This window comes from Saccharothrix ecbatanensis (assembly GCF_014205015.1).
GTDB lineage: Bacteria > Actinomycetota > Actinomycetes > Mycobacteriales > Pseudonocardiaceae > Actinosynnema > Actinosynnema ecbatanense.
The window spans coordinates 1,323,222-1,345,198 of sequence record NZ_JACHMO010000001.1; the positions used below are offsets into that span (position 1 = coordinate 1,323,222).

Annotated in this window: 3 protein-coding genes (1 of these 3 only partly in view); all 3 read right to left on the reverse strand. The window is 70.1% G+C overall.

Annotation, left to right across the window (positions count from 1 at the left end; genetic code table 11):
- Tightly spaced (each overlapping or abutting the next), the 3 genes in view from F4560_RS43410 to F4560_RS05960 form a layout consistent with a single transcriptional unit that may run on beyond the window.
- Positions 1 to 4,601, reverse strand: the beginning of a protein-coding gene (locus F4560_RS43410) for an SDR family NAD(P)-dependent oxidoreductase (protein WP_446692297.1). It extends 11,311 nt beyond the left edge of the window; the window shows 4,601 of its 15,912 coding nt (coding positions 1-4,601); the start codon lies at positions 4,599 to 4,601; its stop codon lies beyond the left edge, outside the window.
- A complete protein-coding gene (locus F4560_RS05955) occupies positions 4,598 to 15,259 on the reverse strand; it encodes a type I polyketide synthase (protein ID WP_246477742.1) in 10,662 nt (3,553 codons plus the stop codon). Before F4560_RS05955 ends, F4560_RS43410 begins: the two co-directional genes overlap by 4 nt.
- Positions 15,256 to 21,735 carry an SDR family NAD(P)-dependent oxidoreductase gene (locus F4560_RS05960; RefSeq protein ID WP_184917293.1) on the reverse strand — a complete coding sequence of 2,160 codons (6,480 nt, stop codon included), beginning with the start codon at positions 21,733 to 21,735 and terminating at the stop codon, positions 15,256 to 15,258. The genes F4560_RS05955 and F4560_RS05960 overlap by 4 nt, the downstream gene beginning before the upstream one ends.
- Positions 21,736 to 21,977: the final 242 nt, after the last annotated feature.

Consider the following 21,977-nt stretch of genomic DNA (forward strand, 5'->3'; position numbering starts at 1 on the left):
AGGTCGGTGCCAGTGGTGAGTTCGTGGAGGTGCCATGCGGCGTCGAGCTTGGGTCTCATGACCCGTTCGAGGTGATCCGGGGACAGCGATTCGATCATGCCGTCATCGACCACACCGGCGGTGTGCACGATCGCGGTCAGCGGCTGCTCGACGGTGGACAGGGCGTCGGCCAGTTGGGCGCGGTCGGAGACGTCGCAGGCGACGACCCGGGCCGTGCAGCCCAGTTCTTGCAGTTCGGCGACCAGTTCGGCAGCGCCGTCGGCTTCGAGGCCGCGTCGGCTCAGCAGCAACAGGTGCCGCACGCCGTGGGTGGTCACGAGGTGGCGGGCGAACAACGCGCCCAGGCCGCCTGTGCCGCCGGTGATGAGGACGGTTCCCGCTGGGTCGAGCGAGACGGTGGTCTCTCCGGCCGAGGCCCGGCTCAAACGCGGCGCGAACACACGACCAGCACGAACGGCGACCTGCGGCTCGTCCAGACCGAGCAGCCCGCCCCACTCCAACCCGTCAAGCGCGGGATCGTGATCGGGGCCGAGGTCGACGAGCTGGAAACGCCCCGGGTGCTCCGACTGCGCCGCGTGCACCAAACCCCACACCGCGGCCTGCGCCACATCCGGTGACTCACCACCCACCGCGACCGCGCCGCGGGTCACCACCGCCAGCCTGGTCTCACCCAGCCACTCACTGGCCAACCGCTGTTGCGCCAGCGCCAGCGCCGTGCCGACGGCAGCCCTGGCAGATTCGGCGACATCGCCTTCCGGGGTGTCGATCGAGGCCAGCACCAACCCGGGTACCGGAGCACCGTCGGCCACGGCCCGTTCGAGCGCCGCCAGGTCGGCGAAACGCGCACCCGCGGCGGGGAACCCACCCAGCACCGCGACATGGATCGACGGGTCCACGCCGACCGAGACCGGAGACCAGTCCAGCCGGTACAGCGAATCCCGGGTGCCGTGGGCCTGCTTCAGCTGAGCCTGGTCGACCGGGCGGAACACGAGCTTGTCCATGCTGAGCACCGGCTGGTCGTGCTCGTCGACCACGTCGATGCGGAAGGTGGACTCGCCGGTGAGGATCAGCCGCGCACGGGCGCGCGAGACACCGGTCTGGTCGAGCTGGACTCCGTTCCACGAGAACGGCATGACGAGGCTGTCGTCCGGCTTGCCCAGGAGGGAGCTCTGCACCGCGGAGTCGAAGAGTCCCGGGTGGATGCCGAAGCCGTGTTCGCCCACGTTGTCCGGCAAAGCCAGCTCGACGTAGACGGCATCGCCGTCCCGCCATGCTTCGATCACACCCTGGAACAGGGCGCCGTAGTCGTAGCCGATATCGGCCATGCGGGTGTAGAACGCCTCCGCGGAGACCGGCTCGGCGTTGTGCGGCGGCCATTCGACGTCCCACGCGGGCATGGCCTTCGCTTCGGACCCCAACCAGCCCCGCCCATGGCGAGTCACTTCGCGCTGGTCGTCCGAGCCCTCGTCCTCGGGACGGGAGCAGATGACGAATTCGCGGCGTCCGTGTTCGTCGGGGTGGCCGACGATGATCTGGATCTGGCGGGCGGCAGTGTCCTCCAGGGTCAACGGCGCTTCGATGATGAGCTCGTCGAGCACCGGGCAGTCGATCTCACGTCCGGCGGCCAGGCTCATCTCGACCAGCGCGACGCCCGGCACGATGGTCGCGCCCATGACGACGTGGTCGGCGACCCAGGGTTGGGTTTCGGTGGAGATGCGGCCGGTGAAGAGCCATTCGTCGCGGTCGCCGATGAGCGCGAGTCCGGCGAGGACGGGGTGGTCGACCGGGGCCAGTCCGGTCGCGGAGATGTCGCCGAAACCGGTGGTCGGGGCGAGCCAGTACCGTTCCCGTTGGAAGGCGTAGGTGGGCAGGTCGATCCGCTGGGCGCCGGTGCCGGTGTAGTAGGCGTTCCAGTTCACGTCGATGCCCGCGTTGTGGGCGCGGCCGATGAACAGGGCGAAGGTGGTGGATTCGCCGTGCTTGGCGCGCATCGCCGGTACGACGGCCACGTTTGCGGTGTCGTCGGTCTCGATCTGGTCGAGGACCTGGCCGGTCATGGCGGTGAGGGTGGCGTCGGGTCCGAGTTCGAGGTATCGGCGGACGCCGAGGTCGTGCAGGGTGCGGATGCCGTCGGCGAAGCGGACGGCATGGCGTACGTGCTGGACCCAGTAGTCGGCGTCGAACGCGGTGACGATCTGTCCGGTGAGGTTGGACATGACCGGAACCGCTGGGGCCGCGTAGGCCAAACGTTCTGCGGCAGCGCGGAACTCGGCGAGCATGGGTTCCATGCGGGGCGAGTGGAACGCGTGGCTCACGCGCAGACGCGTGGTCTTGCGGCCTTCCCACGCGGGCAGCCACTCGTCGATGGCGTCGGCGTCACCGGAGACGACGACGGCCCGTGGCCCGTTGACGGCGGCGATTTCCAAACGGCCTTCGAAACCGGTCAGCGACGCGGCGACCTCGGCTTCCTCGGCCTGGACGGCGACCATCGCACCACCAGCAGGCAACGCGCCCATCAGCCGGCCACGTGCGGCGACCAGCGCGCACGCGTCGGCGAGGGACAGCACCCCGGAGACGTGGGCTGCGGCCAGCTCACCCACGGAGTGACCGATGAGGTAGTCGGCCTTCATTCCGAAGGAGTCGACCAGCCGGTAGAGGGCGACCTCGACCGCGAACAGCGCGGCCTGGGTGTACTCGGTCTGGTTCAGCGACCCGTCCTCGGTGGCCAGCAACTCCCGCACGGGACGACCCACCAACGGGTCCAGCACCGCGCACACCTCGTCCAGGGCGGCGGCGAACACCGGGAACACGCCGGCGAGTTCGAGGCCCATGCCCGGACGCTGCGAGCCCTGACCGGTGAACAGGAACGCGGTCTTGCCCAGGACGGCCCGGTCCTCGACCACGTCGGCCAAGGGCGTACCTGCCGCCAGTGCGGCCAACCCGGCGAGCAGTTCCTCGCGGTCGGCGGCGACCACCACTCCGCGCCGTTCCAACAGGGCGCGTGAAGTGGCCGAGGTGAAGGCGACATCGACAAGGGACAATCCGGAGTCGGCAACCACCAGATCCCGCAGCCGCACCGCCTGCGCACGCAACGCGGCTTCGCCACGGCCGGACACGACGACCGGCACGACACCCGCAGGACGCGGCGGCACGACCTCGACCGGCTGGTCGGTAGCCGTGGGCTCTTCGGAGGGGGCTTCTTCCAGGATGATGTGGGCGTTGGTGCCGCTGACGCCGAAGGACGACACGGCAGCGCGGCGAGGACGGCCGTTCGCCGGCCACTTGCGTGCCTGGGTGAGCAGTTCGACCTGGCCGGACTTCCAGTCCACGTGCGGTGACGGCGCGTCCACGTGCAGGGTGGCGGGCAGCGTCTCATGACGCATGGCCATGACCATCTTGATCACACCGGCGACCCCGGAGGCCGTGGAGGTGTGGCCGATGTTCGACTTGATCGAGCCGAGCCACAGCGGCCCGTTCTCGCGCTCCTGGCCGTAGGTCGCCAGCAGTGCCTGGGCTTCGATGGGGTCGCCGAGCACCGTGCCGGTGCCGTGGCCTTCGACAGCGTCCACATCGGACGGTGCCAGTCCGGCGTTGGCCAACGCCTGCCGGATCACCCGCTCCTGGGACGGACCGTTGGGCGCGGTGAGGCCGTTGCTCGCGCCGTCCTGGTTCACGGCAGTGCCCCGCACCACGGCCAGCACCTTGTGCCCGTTGCGCCGGGCATCGGACAACCGCTCCAGCACGAGCACACCCAGGCCGTCGGAGAAGCCGGTGCCGTCAGCCGAAGCGGAGTACGCCTTGCAACGCCCATCGGGCGCCAGTCCACGCTGACGACTGAACTCGATGTGCAGCAAAGGCCCGGCCAGCACGGTGACGCCACCGGCGAGCGCGAGCGAGCATTCACCCGACCGCAGCGCTTGCGCGGCGAGGTGCAGGGCAACGGCGGAGGCGGAGCAGGCGGTGTCCACGGACACGGCCGGACCTTCCAGCCCGAGGCTGTAGGCGACCCGACCCGACACCACGCTGGTGGTGGAACCGGTCAGGCGGAAGCCTTCGATCTGGGGCAGGGCTCCTGCGGGCATGGCGGCGTAGTCGGACGGCCCGACGCCGCAGAAGACACCGGTGTCGCTGCCGCGCAGGGACACCGGGTCGATGCCGGCGTGCTCCAACGCCTCCCACGACGCCTCCAGCAGCAGGCGTTGTTGCGGGTCCATGGCGGTGGCCTCGCGCGGGCTGATCCCGAAGAAGGCCGCGTCGAACTCGGTGGCGCTGTCGATGAATCCACCTTCTCTGGTGGACGCGGTGCCAAGGTGGTCGGGGTCGGCGTTGTAGAGCCGCTCCAGGTCCCAGCCGCGGTCGGTCGGGAACGGGCCGATGCCGTCCTTCCCGGAGGCCACCAGCTCCCACAGCTCTTCCGGAGAAGTCACCCCACCCGGGTAGCGGCAGCTCATACCCACGATGGCAAGGGGTTCCCCATCGCGGGACTCGAACTCCCGCAGGCGCGCGCGGGCCTGGTTGAGGTCACCCGCCATCTTCTTGAGATAGCGGACGAGCTTGTCCTGCTGATCGGTGTTCTCTGCCATTTCCCCGCCCCTTGTCACGCTTCGCCGAACTCAGCGTCGATCATCTGGAAGATTTCGTCTGCGGTAGTGGCCGATTCAATGCGCTCGGCCGTGGTTCCCGTCTCCTCGTCGTCGGTGACGACGGCCAGCAGTCGGCGCAGATGCTCTGCCACGTGTCGTCGTTCAGTTTCGGCGACCGAGGCGAGCATGTGTTCCAGCTTCTCCAGTTCCTTCCCGATCGGTGGTTCGGTGGTGACGTTGCCGATCTCGGCGAGCAGCTTTTGGGCGATCTCCGTCGGGGTGGGGTAGTCGAATACGAGGGTGGCCGGCAACCGCATACCGGTGACCTGGGTCAACCTGTTCCGGAGGTCGACGGCGCTGAGCGAGTCGAATCCCATCTCCCGGAATGCGCGATCGGGGTCGATGGACGCAGCCGAGGAATGCCCGAGCACCGCCGCCACCTGGGTGCGCACCACGTCCAGGACGATCTGTTCCCGATCGGCCGCGTCGACGCCCGCCATCCGATCGAGCAAGGACACCACGACGGCTTCCCGCCGGTTCGGTGTGGTGACCAGTCCACGCAGCAGGGGCGGCAGCATCCCGGCCTTGGCCTGAACCCGCAACACGGCTGTGTCCAACCGGACCGGGGCCATTACCGCCGCGTCCAACCCAAGAGCCTGATCGAAAAGACCGAGACCCAACTCGGTGGTCAGCGCCTTGGCGCCCATCCGTTCGAGGCGGGTCAATTCGGTGTGGTCCAGTCCGGCCGTCATGCCGGTGGCTTCCGCCCACAGGCCCCAGGCCAGTGAGGTGGCGGGCAGGCCTGCTGCGCGGCGTACGTCGGCCAATGCGTCAAGAGAGGCGTTGGCGGCGGCGTAGTTGCCTTGGCCGGGGCTGCCGATCAGCGACGCCATCGAGGAGAACATGACGAAGGCGGCCAGGTCGGTGCCGATGGTGAGTTCGTGCAGGTGCCATGCGGCGTCGAGCTTGGGTCGCATGACGTGTTCGATGCGGTCGGGGGTGAGCGATTCGATGATGCCGTCGTCGAGCACACCGGCCGTGTGCAGGACTGCGGTCAGCGGGCGTTCCACAGTGGACAGGACACTGGCCAGTTGGGCGCGGTCCGAGACATCGCAGGCGGCGACCCGGGCCGTGCAGCCCAGTTCTTGCAGTTCGGCGACCAGTTCGGCAGCGCCGTCGGCCTCAAGGCCGCGTCGGCTCAGCAGCAGCAGGTGTCGCGCACCGTGGGTGGTGGCGAGGTGGCGGGCGAACACCGCGCCCAGTCCGCCCGTGCCGCCGGTGATGACGACCGTGCCGTCGGGGTTGATGGTGTGTGGCTGGGTGGCCGGTGTGGTGGTGGCGGGGGCGAGTCTGGGTGCGAGCAGGGTGCCGGCTCGGACTGCGAGTTGGGGTTCGTCGGTGTCGAGCACGGAGCCCCAGTCGGGCTCGTCGCCGTCGAGGTCGACGAGCAGGAAACGTCCGGGGTGTTCGGATTGCGCGCTGCGCAGTAGTCCCCACGCGGCGGCTTGGGCGATGTCGGGGGTCTCGTCGCCGATGGCGACCGCACCTCGGGTCGTCACGACCAGCCTTGCTCCGCCGAGCCATTCGCTGGCCAGCCAGCTCTGTGCCAGGGCCAGTGCCTCACCGGCGGTGGTCCTGGCGGCTTCGGCGACGTCACCTTGCGGAGTGTCGATCGCGGCCAGCACCAACTCGGGCATCGGAGCACCCTCGGCGACAGCCTGTTCCAACGCCGCCAGATCCGCGAAACGGTCACCCGCTCCGCCGACAGCACCAACAGCGGCCAGACTCACCGGGCGTGTCGCGTTGACCCGCGTGGCAACCCAGTCGATCTCGTAGAGGGAACGCTCGCCGTTGTGCCGCGCGGCTTCCAGGTGCGACTGCTCGACCGGACGGACGTCGAGCCGTCGCAGGCACGCGAGGGGCAGGCCGTCCTCTCCGGCGAGGTCGAGCCGTAGCGAGGTCGGGTCGGGCAAGCTGATCCGCACCCGCATCCGGGTGAGTCCGAAGCGTGCGAGTTGAACGCCGGACCACGAGAACGGCAGTCCGCTGGGGCTCTCCTCGCCCAGGTCGAGCTTGCCGAGTCCACCGTGCAGGGCGGAGTCGAACAGCGCCGGGTGGATCGCGAATCCGTCCGCGGAACCGGCGACCTCCGGCAGGGCCAAGTCGGCGAACACGTCATCACCAACACGCCAGGCGGACTGCACCGCGCGGAAGGCCGGGCCGTACTCGAACACCGTGTCCATGAAGTGGGCGTTCCGGTTGAGCAGAGCGTAGAGCTCGGACACGGCGACGGGCTCGGCATTCGCAGGCGGCCATTGAGCGGCGAAGTCCTCCAGGGGCTCGGCGTTGGCGGAGAGCCAGCCGCGCGCGTGGCAGGTCAGTTCGACGACTTCGTCCTCGCCGGCTTCGATCCGGGAGAAGAAGGCGATCTCTCGGCGGCCGTCGTCGCCAACAGGGCCCGCGGTGACTCGGATCTGCCGCGTGACGTTGTCCTCCAGGACCAGCGGCGCGGCGATGACCAGCTCGTCCACCACGTCACAGCCCAGCCGTCGGCCGATGGTCAGTGCCATCTCGACCAGTGCGACCCCGGGCACCAGCACGATCCCGAACACCTGGTGGTCCAGCGTCCACGGCTGGGTCTCCTGGGACATGCTTCCGGTGAAGACCCACTCGTCCCGGTCTCCGACCTGGACCGCGGCCACGAGGATGGGGTGGCTCATCCGGTCCTGACCGGCGGCCGAGGCGTCACCGACGCCCGTCTTCCGGGTCAGCCAGTAGTTCTCGCGCTGGAAGGCGTAGGTGGGGAGGGGGACCCGCTTGGCCTCGGTGTCGGTGTAGCAGGCTTCCCAGCCCACCTTGGCGCCGGCGACGTGCGCTTCGCCGAGCGAGAGGCGGAAGCGGTGGAGGTTGCCTTCGTCGCGGCGGAGCGATCCGATCGCGGTGACTCGGCCGGTGGTGCCTTGTGCTTCGACGGTTTCCTCGACGGCCATGGTGAGGACCGGGTGGGGCGAGATTTCGAGGAAGCAGCCGGTGCCGTTGTCGACGAGGGCGCGGATGGCGGGTTCGAAGCCGACGGGGTTGCGGAGGTTGGTGTACCAGTAGTCGGCGTCCATCGTGGCGGTGTCGATGAACCCGTTGGTGACGGTGGAGTAGAAGGGGATGCTGGCCGTTGCGGGTTGGACGGGCGCCAGTGCGTCCATCAGGTCGGTGCGGATTGCTTCGACGTAGTGGGAGTGGGAGGCGTAGTCGACGGCGATGCGTCGTGCCCTGATGTCGTCTTGCTGGCAGGTGGCGAGGATGGCGTCGAGTGCTGCGGGTTCGCCGGCGATGACGACGGTGGCGGGTCCGTTGACGGCGGCGATGGACACTCGGCCCGTGTGGGGTGCGATGAGTTTTTCGACGCGTTCGACCGGCAGGGAGACGGACATCATGCCGCCGTGTCCGGCGAGGTGGTCGCGGACGAGTTGGCTGCGCAGGGTGACGATCCTGGCGGCGTCCGTCAGTGACAGCGCACCGGCGACGTAAGCGGCGGCGATCTCGCCCTGGGAGTGGCCCACGACGGCGGAGGGTTCGATGCCGTGGGAGCGCCACAGTGCGGCCAGCCCTGCCATGACGGTGAACAGTGCGGGCTGGACGACGTCGACGCGTTCCAGGGACGGCGCGTCGGGGGCCGCGCGTAGGACGTCGTCGAGGTTCCAGTCCACGAACGGGGCCAGTGCTTCGCCGCAGGCGGCGATCTCGGCGGCGAACACGGGGGAGGAGTCCAACAACTCCACCGCCATGCCGACCCATTGCGCTCCCTGACCCGGGAACACGAACACCGACTTCACGCCAGAGCCGACGACCTGACCCTCCACCACGTTCACGGCAGGTTCGCCTGCCGCCAACGCGGACAACCCGGCCAGCAACTCCTCACGGTCGGCGGCCACCACGACCGCACGCCGCTCCAACAGCGCACGCGAAGTCGCCGAGGAGAAACCGATATCCGCGACCGACGCCTCCACATCGGCGGCGACCAGGTTCCGCAGCCGCTCCGCCTGCGCCCGCAACGCGGCCTCGCCACGACCCGACAAGACAACCGGAATGGCACCCGCAGGCTGCGGTGACCCGACCTTGACCGGCTGCTCGGCGGGGGCTTCTTCCAGGATGATGTGGGCGTTGGTGCCGCTGACGCCGAAGGACGACACGGCGGCGCGGCGCGGACGGTTGTCGGCAGGCCACTTGCGCGCCTCGGTCAGCAGCTCGACCTGACCGGACTCCCAGTCCACGTGCGGTGACGGCGCGTCCACGTGCAGGGTCGACGGCAGCGTCTCGTGACGCATCGCCATGACCATCTTGATCACACCGGCGACACCGGCGGCGGCCGACGTGTGCCCGATGTTCGACTTGATCGACCCCAACCACAGCGGGCCGTTCTCGCGCTCCTGGCCGTAGGTCGCCAGCAGTGCCTGGGCTTCGATCGGGTCGCCGAGCACCGTGCCGGTGCCGTGGCCTTCAACAGCGTCCACATCGGACGGTGCCAGTCCGGCGTTGGCCAACGCCTGCCGGATCACCCGCTCCTGGGACGGACCATTGGGCGCGGTGAGGCCGTTGCTCGCGCCGTCCTGGTTCACCGCAGTGCCCCGCACCACGGCCAGCACCTTGTGCCCGTTGCGCCGGGCATCGGACAACCGCTCCAGCACCAGCACACCGACACCATCGGAGAAACCGGTGCCGTCAGCCGAAGCCGAATACGCCCTGCAACGCCCATCAGGAGACACCGCACGCTGACGGCTGAACTCGGTCAGGAGGTAGGGACCGGCCAGCAAGGTGACGCCGCCGACCAGCGCCAGCGAGCAATCACCGGACCGCAGCGCTTGCGAAGCCAGGTGCAGAGCGACAGCCGACGACGAGCAGGCGGTGTCCACCGACAGCGCCGGACCCTCCAAACCGAACGTGTAGGCGATCCGGCCGGACACCACGCTGGTCGTGGTGCCGGTCAGGCGGTAGCCCTCCAGCTCCGAGGAGGCCATGCCGCCGTAGTCGGTGGTCACGACGCCGGCGAACACGCCGGTGTCACTGCCGCGCAGCGAGGTCGGGTCGATACCGGCGTGCTCGAACGCCTCCCACGACGCCTCCAGCAACAAGCGCTGCTGCGGGTCCATGGCCAGCGCCTCACGCGGACTGATCCCGAAGAACTCGGCATCGAACTCCCCGATGCGCCCGAGGAAGCCGCCGCCGCTGGTGCTGATCTTCCCGACCTGGTCGGGATCGGGGTCGTAGATGTTCTGGTCCCAGCCACGGTCAGTGGGCAGCCCGCCCACCGCGTCGCGGCCCGTGGCCACCAGATCCCACAACTCGTCCGGTGAGCTGACCCCACCGGGGTAGCGGCAGCTCATGCCGATGATCGCCAGAGGCTCGTCCAGCGTGACCGGCTTCGCCTTGACCACCTGCTTCGGCGCTTCTTCGACACCACCGAACTCGGCGAGCAGCAGTCGTGCGACCGCGGCCGGGGTCGGGTGGTCGAAGATCAGCGTGGCGGGGAGGCGGACGCCGGTGCTCTGGGTGAGCCGGTTGCGCAGTTCGACCGCGCTGAGCGAGTCGAAGCCGAGTTCCTTGAACGCGCGTTCGGTGTCGACCGCGGCGGCGGAGGCGTGGCCGAGGACTGCCGCGACCTGCTCCGCCACCACCTCCAGGAGGATTCGCGTCCGGTCGGCTTCCACGACGCCTGCAAGGCGTTGCGCCAGTGAACCGCCGGTGACGGCGCGCCGAGCCGGGGCGGGCGCCAGGCCGCGCAGCAACGCGGGCAACACGCCGGACCGGGCTTGGGTCCTCAGCGTGGCCGGATCGAGCTGGACGGGTGCCACCAGCGCCGCGTCCGTGCCGAGCGCCCAGTCGAAGAGCGCGAGCCCGTGCTCGTGGGACAGCGCACTGATACCCATGCGCTCCAGGCGTGCCAGGTCGGCTTCGCTGAGCTCTCCCGCCATGCCGGTGGTCTGCGACCAGAGGCCCCAGGCCAGTGAGGTGGCGGGGAGGCCTGCGGCGCGGCGTGCGCCGGCCAGAGCGTCGAGTGACGCGTTGGCGGCGGCGTAGTTGCCCTGGCCGGGGCTGCCGATCAACGCCGCCATCGAGGAGAACATCACGAAGGCGGACAGGTCGGCGGCGATCGTGAGTTCATGCAGGTGCCATGCGGCGTCGAGCTTGGGTCGCATGACCCGTTCCAGGTCGGCCGGGGACAGCGATTCGATCATGCCGTCATCGACCACACCGGCGGCGTGCACGATCGCGGTCAGCGGCTGCTCGACGGTGGACAGCACGTCGGTCAGCTGGACCCGGTCGGACACGTCGCAGGCGACGACCTGGGCCGCACAGCCCAGCGCCTCCAACTCGGCGACCAACTCGGCGGCGCCGTCGGCTTCGAGGCCGCGTCGGCTCAGCAGCAACAGGTGCCGCACGCCGTGCGTGGTCACGAGGTGGCGGGCGAACAACGCGCCCAGGCCACCCGTGCCGCCGGTGATCACCACCGTGCCGTTGGGGTTGATGGGGTCTGGCTGGGTGGTCGGTGCCGTGGCGGAGGCGAGCCTGGGTGCGAGCAGCGTGCCCGCCCGGACCGCGAGCTGAGGTTCGTCGGTGTCGAGCACGGCGGCCCAGTCGGGCTCGTCGCCGTCGACGTCTACCAGGACGAAACGCCCGGGGTGTTCCGACTGCGCACTGCGCAGCAGACCCCACACGGCGGCTTGGGCGATGTCGGGGGTCTCGTCACCCACGGCGACCGCGTGCCGGGTCGTCACGACCAGCCTGGTCTCGGCCGGCAACTCGCTGTCCAACCAGCTCTGCGCCAGTGCGAGCGCGTGGGCGGTCGTGGCGTGAGTGGACGCGAGGGTGCCCCCATCGGTGACGGAGACCGCGGCGAGCACCGCTTGAGGCGCGGGCTTTCCTTCGGCGAGCGCCTGTTCCAGGACGCCCAGGTCTGCGTAGACCTCTCCCGCGCCGATCCGGGCGATGTCGGGAGTTCCAGTGGACGGCCCGGCCTCGACACGGGTCCAGTCGAGGGTGTGCAGCGATTGCAGCGCGCCACTGTGCGCGCCGTCGATGCGCTCCTGCTCCACGGGCCGCACCACGAGGGAGCGCACGGACACCACGGGAGCGCCGTTCTCGTCAACGGCGTCCAGCCGGAGCGAGGTCTCGCCGGTCATCTTGGAGCGGACGCGCAGTCGTGAGACGCCTTGCCGCTGGAGCTGCACGCCGCTCCAGCTGAAGGGCATGAGGTGCGTCGCGGAAGAGTTCTCGGTCAGCAGGATGACGCCGCTCTGCAAGGCGGAGTCGAAGAGCGCGGGGTGGATGTCGAAGCCGTCGTGGCCTTCGGGCAGGGACACCTCGGCATACGTTTCGTCGGCGGTGCGCCAAACGGCGTGCACGCCTTGGAAGAGCGGGCCGTAGTCGTAGCCGATGTCCGCGAGACGGCCGTAGAGCTCGTCGACGAGCAGCGGTTCCGCGTCCTGTGGCGGCCACTGCGTCGGCCAGGCAGGGGTGAACTCGCTGTCCTCGCCGAGGGTGCCCCGGGCGTGGCAAGTCGACTCGGACTCGCCGATGCCGTTGTCCGGCCGCGAGTAGATGGTCACCTCACGGCGGCCGTCCCGGCCGGGCGCCCCAACGGCGACTTGCAGGTGCCGGGTGACGCCTTCCTGGATGAGGAGGGGAGCTTCGAGCACCAGTTCGTCCAGCACCGGGCAGCCGGCGTGGCGTCCCGCGGCGAGTGCCAGCTCGACCAGTCCCGTGCCCGGCACGACCATGGAGCCGAGCAGCAGGTGTTCGGCGACCCAGGGCTGGGTTTCGGTGGAGATGCGGCCGGTGAAGAGCCACTCGTCGCGGTCGCCGATGAGGGCGAGGCCGGCGAGGACGGGGTGGTCGATGGCGGCCAGGCCGGCGGCGGAGTTGTCGCCGAAGCCGGTGGTGGGGGCCAGCCAGTAGCGTTCGCGCTGGAAGGCGTAGGTGGGCAGGTCGACGCGCTGGGCGCCGGCGCCGGTGTAGTAGGCGTTCCAGTCGACCTCGACGCCGGCGGCGTGCGCGCGGCCGATGAACAGGGCGAAGGTGGCGGTTTCGCTGTGCTTCGCACGCAAGGCCGGTACGACCGCCACGTTTTCGGTGGTGTCGTTGTCGATCTGGTCGAGGACCTGCCCCGCCATGGCGGTCAGGGTGGCGTCCGGCCCCAGTTCGAGGTACCGGCGGACGCCGAGGTCGTGCAGGGTGCGGATGCCGTCGGCGAACCGGACGGCCAGGCGAACGTGCTGGACCCAGTAGTCGGCGTCGAACTCGGTGACGACCTGTCCGGTGAGGTTGGACATGATCGGGGTCGACGGGGCCTTGTAGACCAGACGTTGTGCCACAGCACGGAATTCGGCCAGCATGGGTTCCATCCGGGGGGAGTGGAACGCATGGCTCACCCGGAGCCTGGTGGTCTTGTGGCCGTCCCAAGCGGGTAACCACTGGTCCATGGCGTCGGTGTCGCCGGAGACGACGACCGCTCGCGGTCCGTTGACAGCGGCGATCTCCAACCGGCCCTCGTAACCGATGAGGGACGCGGCGACGTCGGTCTCGTCGGCCTGGACGGCGACCATCGCGCCACCAGCAGGCAACGCGCCCATGAGTCGACCGCGTGCGGCGACCAGCGCGCACGCGTCGGCGAGGGACAGCACGCCTGAGACGTGGGCGGCGGCCAGCTCGCCGACGGAGTGCCCGATCAGGTAGTCGGCCTTCATGCCGAACGAGTCGACCAGGCGGTACAGGGCGACTTCGACCGCGAACAGCGCGGCCTGCGTGTACTCGGTTTGGTTGAGTGATCCATCCTCAGTGGACAGAAGTTCGCGCACCGGACGGCCGACCAGCGGGTCCAGTGCGGCGCACACCTCGTCCAAAGCGGCGGCGAACACCGGGAAGGTCTCGGCCAGCTCCAAGCCCATGCCCGGACGCTGAGAACCCTGACCCGTGAACAAGAACGCCGTCCGGCCACCGACAGCGGGTTCCCCGCCGGTCACCTTGGCAAGGCCCGCCAGCAGCTCCTCACGATCGGCGGCCACCACGACCGCGCGCCGCTCCAACAGCGCGCGCGTCGTCAGGGTCGAGAACGCGACATCGGCCGCAGAGATGTCCGACTGTCGTTCCAGATGCGCCCGCAGCCGCTCCGCCTGCGCACGCAGCGCGTTCTCGGTGCGCGCCGACACCAGGACCGGCACCGGACGACGCTTCACGGACTCGACCGGCTGCTCGTCGTCGGCCGGCGTGTCGAGGCTCGTCGCCTCTTCCAGGATCAGGTGGGCGTTGGTGCCACTGACGCCGAAGGACGACACACCCGCCCGGCGCGGACGACCGGTCGCCGACCACTCGCGGGCCTCGGTCAGCAGCTCGACCTGACCGGACTTCCAGTCCACGTGCGGTGACGGCGCGTCCACGTGCAGGGTCGGCGGCAGCGTCCCGTTGCGCATCGCCATGACCATCTTGATCACACCGGCTACCCCGGCGGCGGCCGACGTGTGGCCGATGTTCGACTTGATCGAGCCGAGCCAGAGCGGACCGTTCTCGCGCTCCTGGCCGTAGGTCGCCAGCAGTGCCTGTGCCTCGATCGGGTCGCCCAACACCGTGCCGGTGCCATGACCCTCGACCACGTCGATCTCGGCGGGTCTCAGGCCGGCGTTCTCCAGCGCCTGCCGGATGACCCGTTCCTGCGACGGGCCGTTCGGCGCGGTCAGACCGTTGCTCGCGCCGTCCTGGTTCACCGCGCTGCCACGGACTACGGCCAGCACCTTGTGCCCGTTGCGCCGTGCGTCCGACAACCGCTCCAACACCACCAGGCCGAGCCCGTCGGAGAAGCCGGTGCCGTCAGCCGAAGCGGAGTAAGGCTTGCAACGCCCGTTGAGCGCCAGTCCGCGCTGGCGGCTGAACTCCACGAACAGGAACGGGCCGCCCAGCACGGTGACGCCACCGGCGAGCGCCAGCGAGCACTCGCCGGCGCGCAGCGCGTTCACCGCGAGGTGGATGGCGACGAGGGAAGCGGAGCAGGCCGTGTCGATCGTGATGGCCGGCCCTTCCAGCCCCAGACTGTAGGCGATGCGACCCGACATCACGCTGCTCTGGGTGCCGGTCAGTCGGAACCCCTCCGACTCGGGCAGCAGGGTGCCGCCGTAGTCGGAGCTGACGGTGCCCGCGTACACACCGGTGTCACTGCCACGCAAGGACATCGGGTCGATGCCCGCGTCCTCCAACGCCTCCCACGCCGCCTCCAGCGTCACCCGCTGGGTCGGGTCCATCGCGGTGGCCTCGCGCGGGCTGATCCCGAAGAAGCCGGCGTCGAACGTGGTGACGCTGTCGACGAACCCGCCCTCCCGGGCGTACGCGCGTCCGGTCCGGTCGGGGTCGGCGTCGTAGAGACCTTCCAGGTCCCAGCCGCGGTCCGTCGGGAACGGGCCGATGCCGTCACGACCGGACGACACCAGCTCCCACAGCTCTTCCGGTGAAGTCACGCCACCCGGGTAGCGGCAGCTCATACCCACGATCGCCACCGGCTCGACGGCCCGCTGCTGGAGCTCGTCCACCTTCCGGTTGGCCGTGCGCAACTCAGCGGTCACTCGACGCAGGTAAGTGCGGAGCTTCTGCTCGTCGCTCATCGATCCGCTCCGGTCGTCGGTCGTCTTTCCGGTCATACGGATCCGAGCTCCTTGTCGATCAGGTCGAACATCTCGCTGTCGGAGACGATGGTGAGGTCGTCTTCGAGGTCGTCGTCCAGGTCGCGCAGGTCGCCGTTCGCGGCGCTCAGGATGGTCAGCAACCGGTTGCTGAGCGAGCGCATGTGCGGCTTGGCCCCGACGAGTTGCTGCTCGTCGCCCGACAGGCTGATCAGGAGCGATTCGAGCCGGTGCAGCTCCTCCTCGAGCGGTGAGGGGCCCTGTTCGACGGGTCCTCCACCCACCTCGGCGAGGATCATCCGGGCGGCGTCGATCGGGGTGGGGTAGTCGAAGACCAGCGTTGCCGGCAGCCGCACGCCGGAAACCTGGGTGAGCCGGTTGCGCAACTCGACCGCGGCGAGCGAATCGAAGCCGAGGTCCTTGAAGGCGCGCGAGGGGTCGATCGCGGCGGGCGAGGCGTGCCCGAGCACGGACGCGACCTGGACCTGCACCAGTTCCAGCACGACCTGCTCGCGGTCGGCCTCGGCCACACCGGCGAGGCGCCGTTCGAGGGAACGGCCCTTGTCGGCGCGACGAGCCGGAGCGCGCACCAGTCCACGCAGCAGGACGGGCAGGACGCCGGACCGCGCCTGGTCGCGCAGTGCGGCCAGGTCCAGGTTCACCGGGGCCAGCAGAGCCGCCTCGGAGCTCAGAGCCTGGTCGAACGACTCCAGGCCGGACGCCGCGGAGATCGCGCCGATGCCGGTGCGCGCCATCCTGGCGAGGTCGGCTTCGTCCATCTCGCCGGTCATCCCCGTGGAGTCGGCCCACAGGCCCCACGCCAAGGAGAGAGCCGGCAGACCGGCCGCCCGCCGCAACGCCGCGAGCGCGTCGACGGCGGTGTTGGCGGCGGCGTAGTTGGCCTGACCGGGGTTGCCGAACAGGCCCGCGGCGGACGAGAACAGCACGAAGGCCGACAGGTCCATCCGCGAGGTCAGCTCGTGCAGGTGCCAGGCGGCGTCCAGCTTCGGCCGCATCACGTAACGGAGCTGCTCGTCGGACAGCGACTCGATGACGCCGTCGGACAGTACGCCGGCCGTGTGGACGACCGCGGTGAGCGGCCGGTCGAGCGAGGCGAGCAAACCGGCGAGCTGCTCACGGTCCGACACGTCGCAAGCGGCCACCTGTGCCTGCGCGCCGAGCGACTCCAGCTCGGCGACCAGCTCGGTGGCGCCCCCCGCGGCCAAGCCCCGCCGGCTGACCAGCAGCAGGCGGCGCATGCCGTGCTTCGTGACGAGGTGCTTGGCGAACAAGGCGCCGAGCCCACCGGTGCCACCGGTGATCAGCACGATGTCGTCGGGGTTCAGAGGAGCCGGGACGGTCAGCACGACCTTGCCGACGTTGCGGCCCTCGCGCAGGAAGCGGAACGCGTCCTGGCCCTGGCGCACGTCCCAGGAACGGATCGGCGACGGGGACAGCACCCGCCGGGTGAACAGCTCGGCGATCTCGACCAGCATCTGCTGGATGCGTTCGGGCCCGGCCTCCATCAGGTCGTAGGAGCGGTAGCGCACACCTGGGCATTCGCGTGCGATGGACTCCGGGTCGCGGAGGTCGGTCTTGCCCATCTCGATGAAGCGCCCGCCTCGCGGCAGCAGCTCCAGCGTCGCGTCCACGAACTCGCCGGCCAGCGAGTTCAGCACCACATCGACGCCTTCTCCACCGGTGGCATCGTGGAAAGCGCCGCGGAAGCCGAGGTCGCGCGAGGAGGCGATGCGCTCCTGCGGCACGCCCAGGGCGCGCACCGCGTCCCACTTGGACGGACTGGCGGTGGCGAAGACCGTGACGCCGAAGTGGCGGGCCAGCTGCACGGCGGCCATGCCGACACCACCGGCAGCCGCGTGCACCAACAACTTCTCGCCCGCGCGCAGGTCGGCCAGGTCGACCAGACCGTAGTAAGCGGTCAGGTAGACGACGGGGATCGCCGCCGCCTCCGCGAAGGTGAGGTGCTCGGGCATCGGCGCGACGGTCCTGCGGTCGGCCACGGCGATCGGGCCGAAAGCGTCCGTCATCAGGCCGAACACGCGATCGCCCGGGACGAGGTCGGTGACACCGGAGCCGACCTCCAGCACGATGCCGGCCGCTTCACTGCCCAGGGGCGCGTCACCCGGGTACATCCCGAGGGCGATCAGCACGTCGCGGAAGTTGAGGCCCGCGGCCCGGACGGAGACGCGCACCTCGTGGACGCCGAGCGCGCGGTCCCCGTGGGAGCGCATGATGGAGAGGTTCTCCAGCGAGCCCTTCTTGGTGCTGGACAGCCGCCACGCCTGACCGGCCGGACCGGCCGACACTCGCGCGAGGCGTGGCGCCAGGAGAGCACCGCCGCGCACCGCCAACTGCGGTTCGTCCAGTCCCGCCAGCGAACTCCAGTCGGGCTGGACGCCACCATCGGTGTCGAGCAGGACGAAGCGGCCGGGGTGCTCGGTCTGCGCGCTGCGCAGCAAGCCCCATGCCGGCGCCTGGGCCAGGTCCGGGGACTCCGAGCCGACGGCGATCGCGCGCCGGGTCACGGTCACGAGCGTGGCGTGGTCGAGCCCCTCACCGGCCAGCCAGTGCTGGGCCAGGGCCAGTGTGCGCTCGGCGACCGCGTTCGCGGCGTGAGCGGGGCTGTCCGACTCGGGGGTCTCGATCGCGGTGAGCACCAGGTCCGGGGCTGCCGCGCCGCCGGCGACCGCTGCCTGCAAGGCGGCCAGGTCGGCGAAGCGGTCACCCGGCGCGTCCAGGTCGCCGAGCACCGCGACGCGGGCTTGCGACGACTTGCCCGTTACCGCGGTCCACTCCAGCTGGAACAGGGGGTTCTTCCCGCCCTCTTGGGCGTTCTCCAGCTGCCCAGGCTCCGCGGGGCGCACGGCGAGGCTGTCGACGGCCAGCACCATGTCGCCGTTCTCGTCGGCGATGGCGAGGCTGAAGGAGGACTCGCCGGAAAGGCGGATGCGCACGCGCACCTGCGCGGACGCCGGACGCCCGAGCCGCACTCCCGACCAGGAGAACGGCAAGTCCGGCGTCGACCCGGCAACCTTGCCCACCATGCTGGCGTGCAGCGCGGAGTCGAACAGCGCCGGGTGGATGGCGTACCCGTCGACGGAGATGTCCTCCGGCAGGGTCACCTCGGCGTACACGTCGTTCCCGCTGCGCCACACCGCTTGCACGCCCTGGAACACCGGGCCGTAGTCGAGCCCGATCTCGGCGAGCCGCTCGTACAGCGCGTCGGCCGAGGACTCGACGGCGGCGACCGGCGGCCAGTCGGCGGGGAACGCCGCCATGGGCTCGGCCTCGGCGGCCAACCGGCCGCGCGCGTGCCGGACGACCTGCCGCGCACCGTCCGAGTCGGCCGCGACCTCCGTGGTGGAGTAGAGGGCGATCTCGCGTCGTCCGTCCTCATCGGACTGACCGACGGTGACCTTGATGTGGCGCGCGGAGTCCTCGTCCAGGATCAGCGGCGCCTCGAAGACCAACTCGTCCAGGAGTTCGCAGCCGAGGTGGTTGGCGGCGGCGAGGACCAGCTCGACCAGCGCGGCGCCGGGCACGATCACCACGCCCAGCACCACGTGGTCGCGGACCCACGGCTGCGTCTCCGTGGAGAAGCGTCCGGTGAAGACCCACTCGTCGCGGTCCCCGACCTGCACGGCCGCCGCGAGCACCGGGTGCCGCATCCGGTCGAGACCGGCGGACGCGACGTCGCCGCCCCGCACCGATGCCGTCAACCAGTAGGTCTGCCGCTGGAAGGCGTAGGTGGGCAGGGGGACCCGCTTGGCGCCGATGTCGGCGTAGCAGGCGGCCCAGTCGATCCTGACACCGGCGACGTGTGCCTCGCCGAGCGAGAGCGTGAAGCGGGCCAGGCCACCTTCGTTGCGGCGCAGGGAACCGACCACGCCGATCTTGTCGACCGCGCCGTGGGCGGCGGTCGTCTCCTCCACGGCCATGGTCAGGACCGGGTGCGGCGAGACCTCGATGAAGCAGCCGGTGCCCTTGTCGGCAAGGGCGCGGATGGCGGGTTCGAAGTGCACCTGGCCGCGGAGGTTGGTGTACCAGTAGGCGGCGTCCATGGTGGCGGTGTCGATGTAGCCGCCGGTGGTGGTGGAGTACAGCGGGATCGTGCCGGTCACCGGAGTCACCGGCGCCAGGACGCGGAGGAGTTCGTCTTCCAGCGCCTCGACGTAGTGGGAGTGGGATGCGTAGTCGACGGCGATGCGTCGTGCCCTGATGTCGTCGCGCTGGCAGTCGGCGAGGATGGCGTCGAGTGCTGCGGGTTCGCCGGCGACGACGACGGTCGCGGGTCCGTTGACGGCGGCGATGGACACCCGACCGGCGTGGGGTGCGATGAGCGTTTCGACGCGGTCCACCGGCAGGGAGACGGACATCATGCCGCCGTGTCCGGCGAGGCGGTCGCGGACGAGCTGGCTGCGCAGGGCGACGATCCTTGCGGCGTCGCTGAGGGTGAGGGCTCCGGCGACGTAGGCCGCGGCGATCTCACCCTGCGAGTGGCCCACCACGGCCGACGGCTCGATGCCGTAGGAACGCCACAGTGCGGCCAAACCGACCATGACGGCGAACAGCGCGGGCTGGACGACGTCGACGCGCTCCAAGGACGGTGCGTCGGGGGCTGCCCGCAGCACGTCGTCGAGGTTCCAGTCCACGAACGGGGCCAAGGCTTCGCCGCACGCGGCGATCTCGGCGGCGAACACGGGGGAGGAGTCGAGCAGGTCCACCGCCATGCCGATCCACTGCGCGCCCTGACCCGGGAACACGAACACGGACTTCACGCCAGTGCCGAGGACATGGCCCTCCGCCACGTTCGCGGCCGGCTCGCCCGAGGTCAGATCGCTGAGGCTGGTCAGCAGGGCGCCTCGATCGGCCGCCACGATCACGGCGCGGTGCTCGAGGTGCGCTCGCGCGGTCGCCTGGGACAGGCCGATGTCCGCGTAGTCCAGCTCCGGGTGGGCGATCATGTGCGCCCTGAGGCGGTCGGACTGCTCGCGCAGCGCGGCCTCGCTGTGTGCCGAGAGCGGCACGAGAACCGGCGGTCGGACACCGGTCCTGTCCTCCGCGGCCTCCTCCGGCTCTTCCGCCGGAGCCTCTTCAAGGATGACGTGGGCGTTGGTGCCGCTCACGCCGAATGACGACACGCCCGCACGGCGCGGCCGGTCACCCGCGGGCCACGGCCGGGCCTCGGTCAACAGCTCGACCTCACCCGCCGTCCAGTCCACGTGCGGGGACGGCGCGTCCACGTGCAGCGTCGGCGGCAGCGTCTCGTGCCGCATCGCCATCACCATCTTGATCACGCCCGCCACCCCGGCCGCGGCCTGGGTGTGGCCGATGTTCGACTTGATCGAGCCCAACCACAGCGGACCGTTCCGCCGTTCCTGGCCGTAGGTCGCGAGCAGCGCTTCCGCCTCGATGGGGTCACCCAGCGGCGTTCCGGTGCCGTGCCCCTCGACCACGTCGACATCGGACGGTTCAAGTCCGGCGGCGGCCAAGGCCTGCCTGATGACGCGTTCCTGGGACGGGCCGTTCGGCGCGGTGAGGCCGTTGCTGGCCCCGTCCTGGTTGACGGCGCTGCCGCGCACGAGGGCGAGGACCGTGTGCCCGTTGCGCTTGGCGTCGGAAAGCCTCTCCAACACGAGCAGACCCATGCCCTCGGCCCAGCCGACGCCGTCGGCCGCTGCCGCGTACGCCTTGCAGCGCCCGTCCGCCGACAAGGCGCGCTGGCGGCTGAACTCCACGAACGCGCTGGGCCGCGCCAACGTCGTCACTCCGCCGACCACGGCCAGGGAGCACTCGCGAGCCCGCAGGGACTTGGCGGCCAAGTCGATGGCCACCAGGGAGGAGGAGCACACCGTGTCCACCGTGACCGCGGGGCCCTCGAAGCCGAAGGTGTAGCTGATGCGGCCGGAGGCCACGCTGGGCGACGACGCGATGGACAGGTAGCCCTCGATCTCGGGCCTGCGATCGCTGAGACCCGCGACGAACTGGTAGTCGGAGAACATAAGGCCGCAGAAGACGCCCGTGTCGCTGCCCTTGAGCGTCGTGGGATCGATCCCCGCGTCCTCCAGGGCTTCCCACGTCCCCTCCAGCAGCAACCGCTGCTGCGGGTCCATGGCGACTGCCTCACGGGGGCTGATCCCGAAGAACTCGGCGTCGAACTCCGCCATGCCGTCCAGGAAGCCGCCGTGGCGCGTGTACGCCGTGCCGGGGTGGTCCGGGTCCGGGTCGTACAGGTTGTCCAGGTCCCAGCCGCGATCGTCGGGGAACTCTCGGATCCCGACCCGCTTCTCGGCCACCAGCGACCACAGTTGTTCCGGCGAACCCACGCCGCCCGGGAAGCGCGAGCTCATGCCGACGATCGCCAGCGGCTCGCCCGCCCGGTCGAGCAGTTGGCGATTCTGGCGGCGTAAGCGCTCGGTCTCCTTCAACGACTTGCGCAACGCCCCGACGATGTCGTGCTTCTCCAGGGCCATGCTTCTTTCCTCCGCCTTCGGGTTCACGCCGGTATCCACGCCCAGTCGATTGTCAATCGCGCGGAGAGGCCATCGGATACAGGCCTTGTCCGATTCGTTACCCGGATTGGGCAGGAATCACAGCCGGTAGTTGCCCAAAAGCGGACCGTTCCGAGCCGATGAGCGTATTCACCGTCGGTAGTTGCTCAAAGGCGGACCGTTCCGAGTGGTCTCGCGCGTCATCGCCGAACGTCGCTACATCG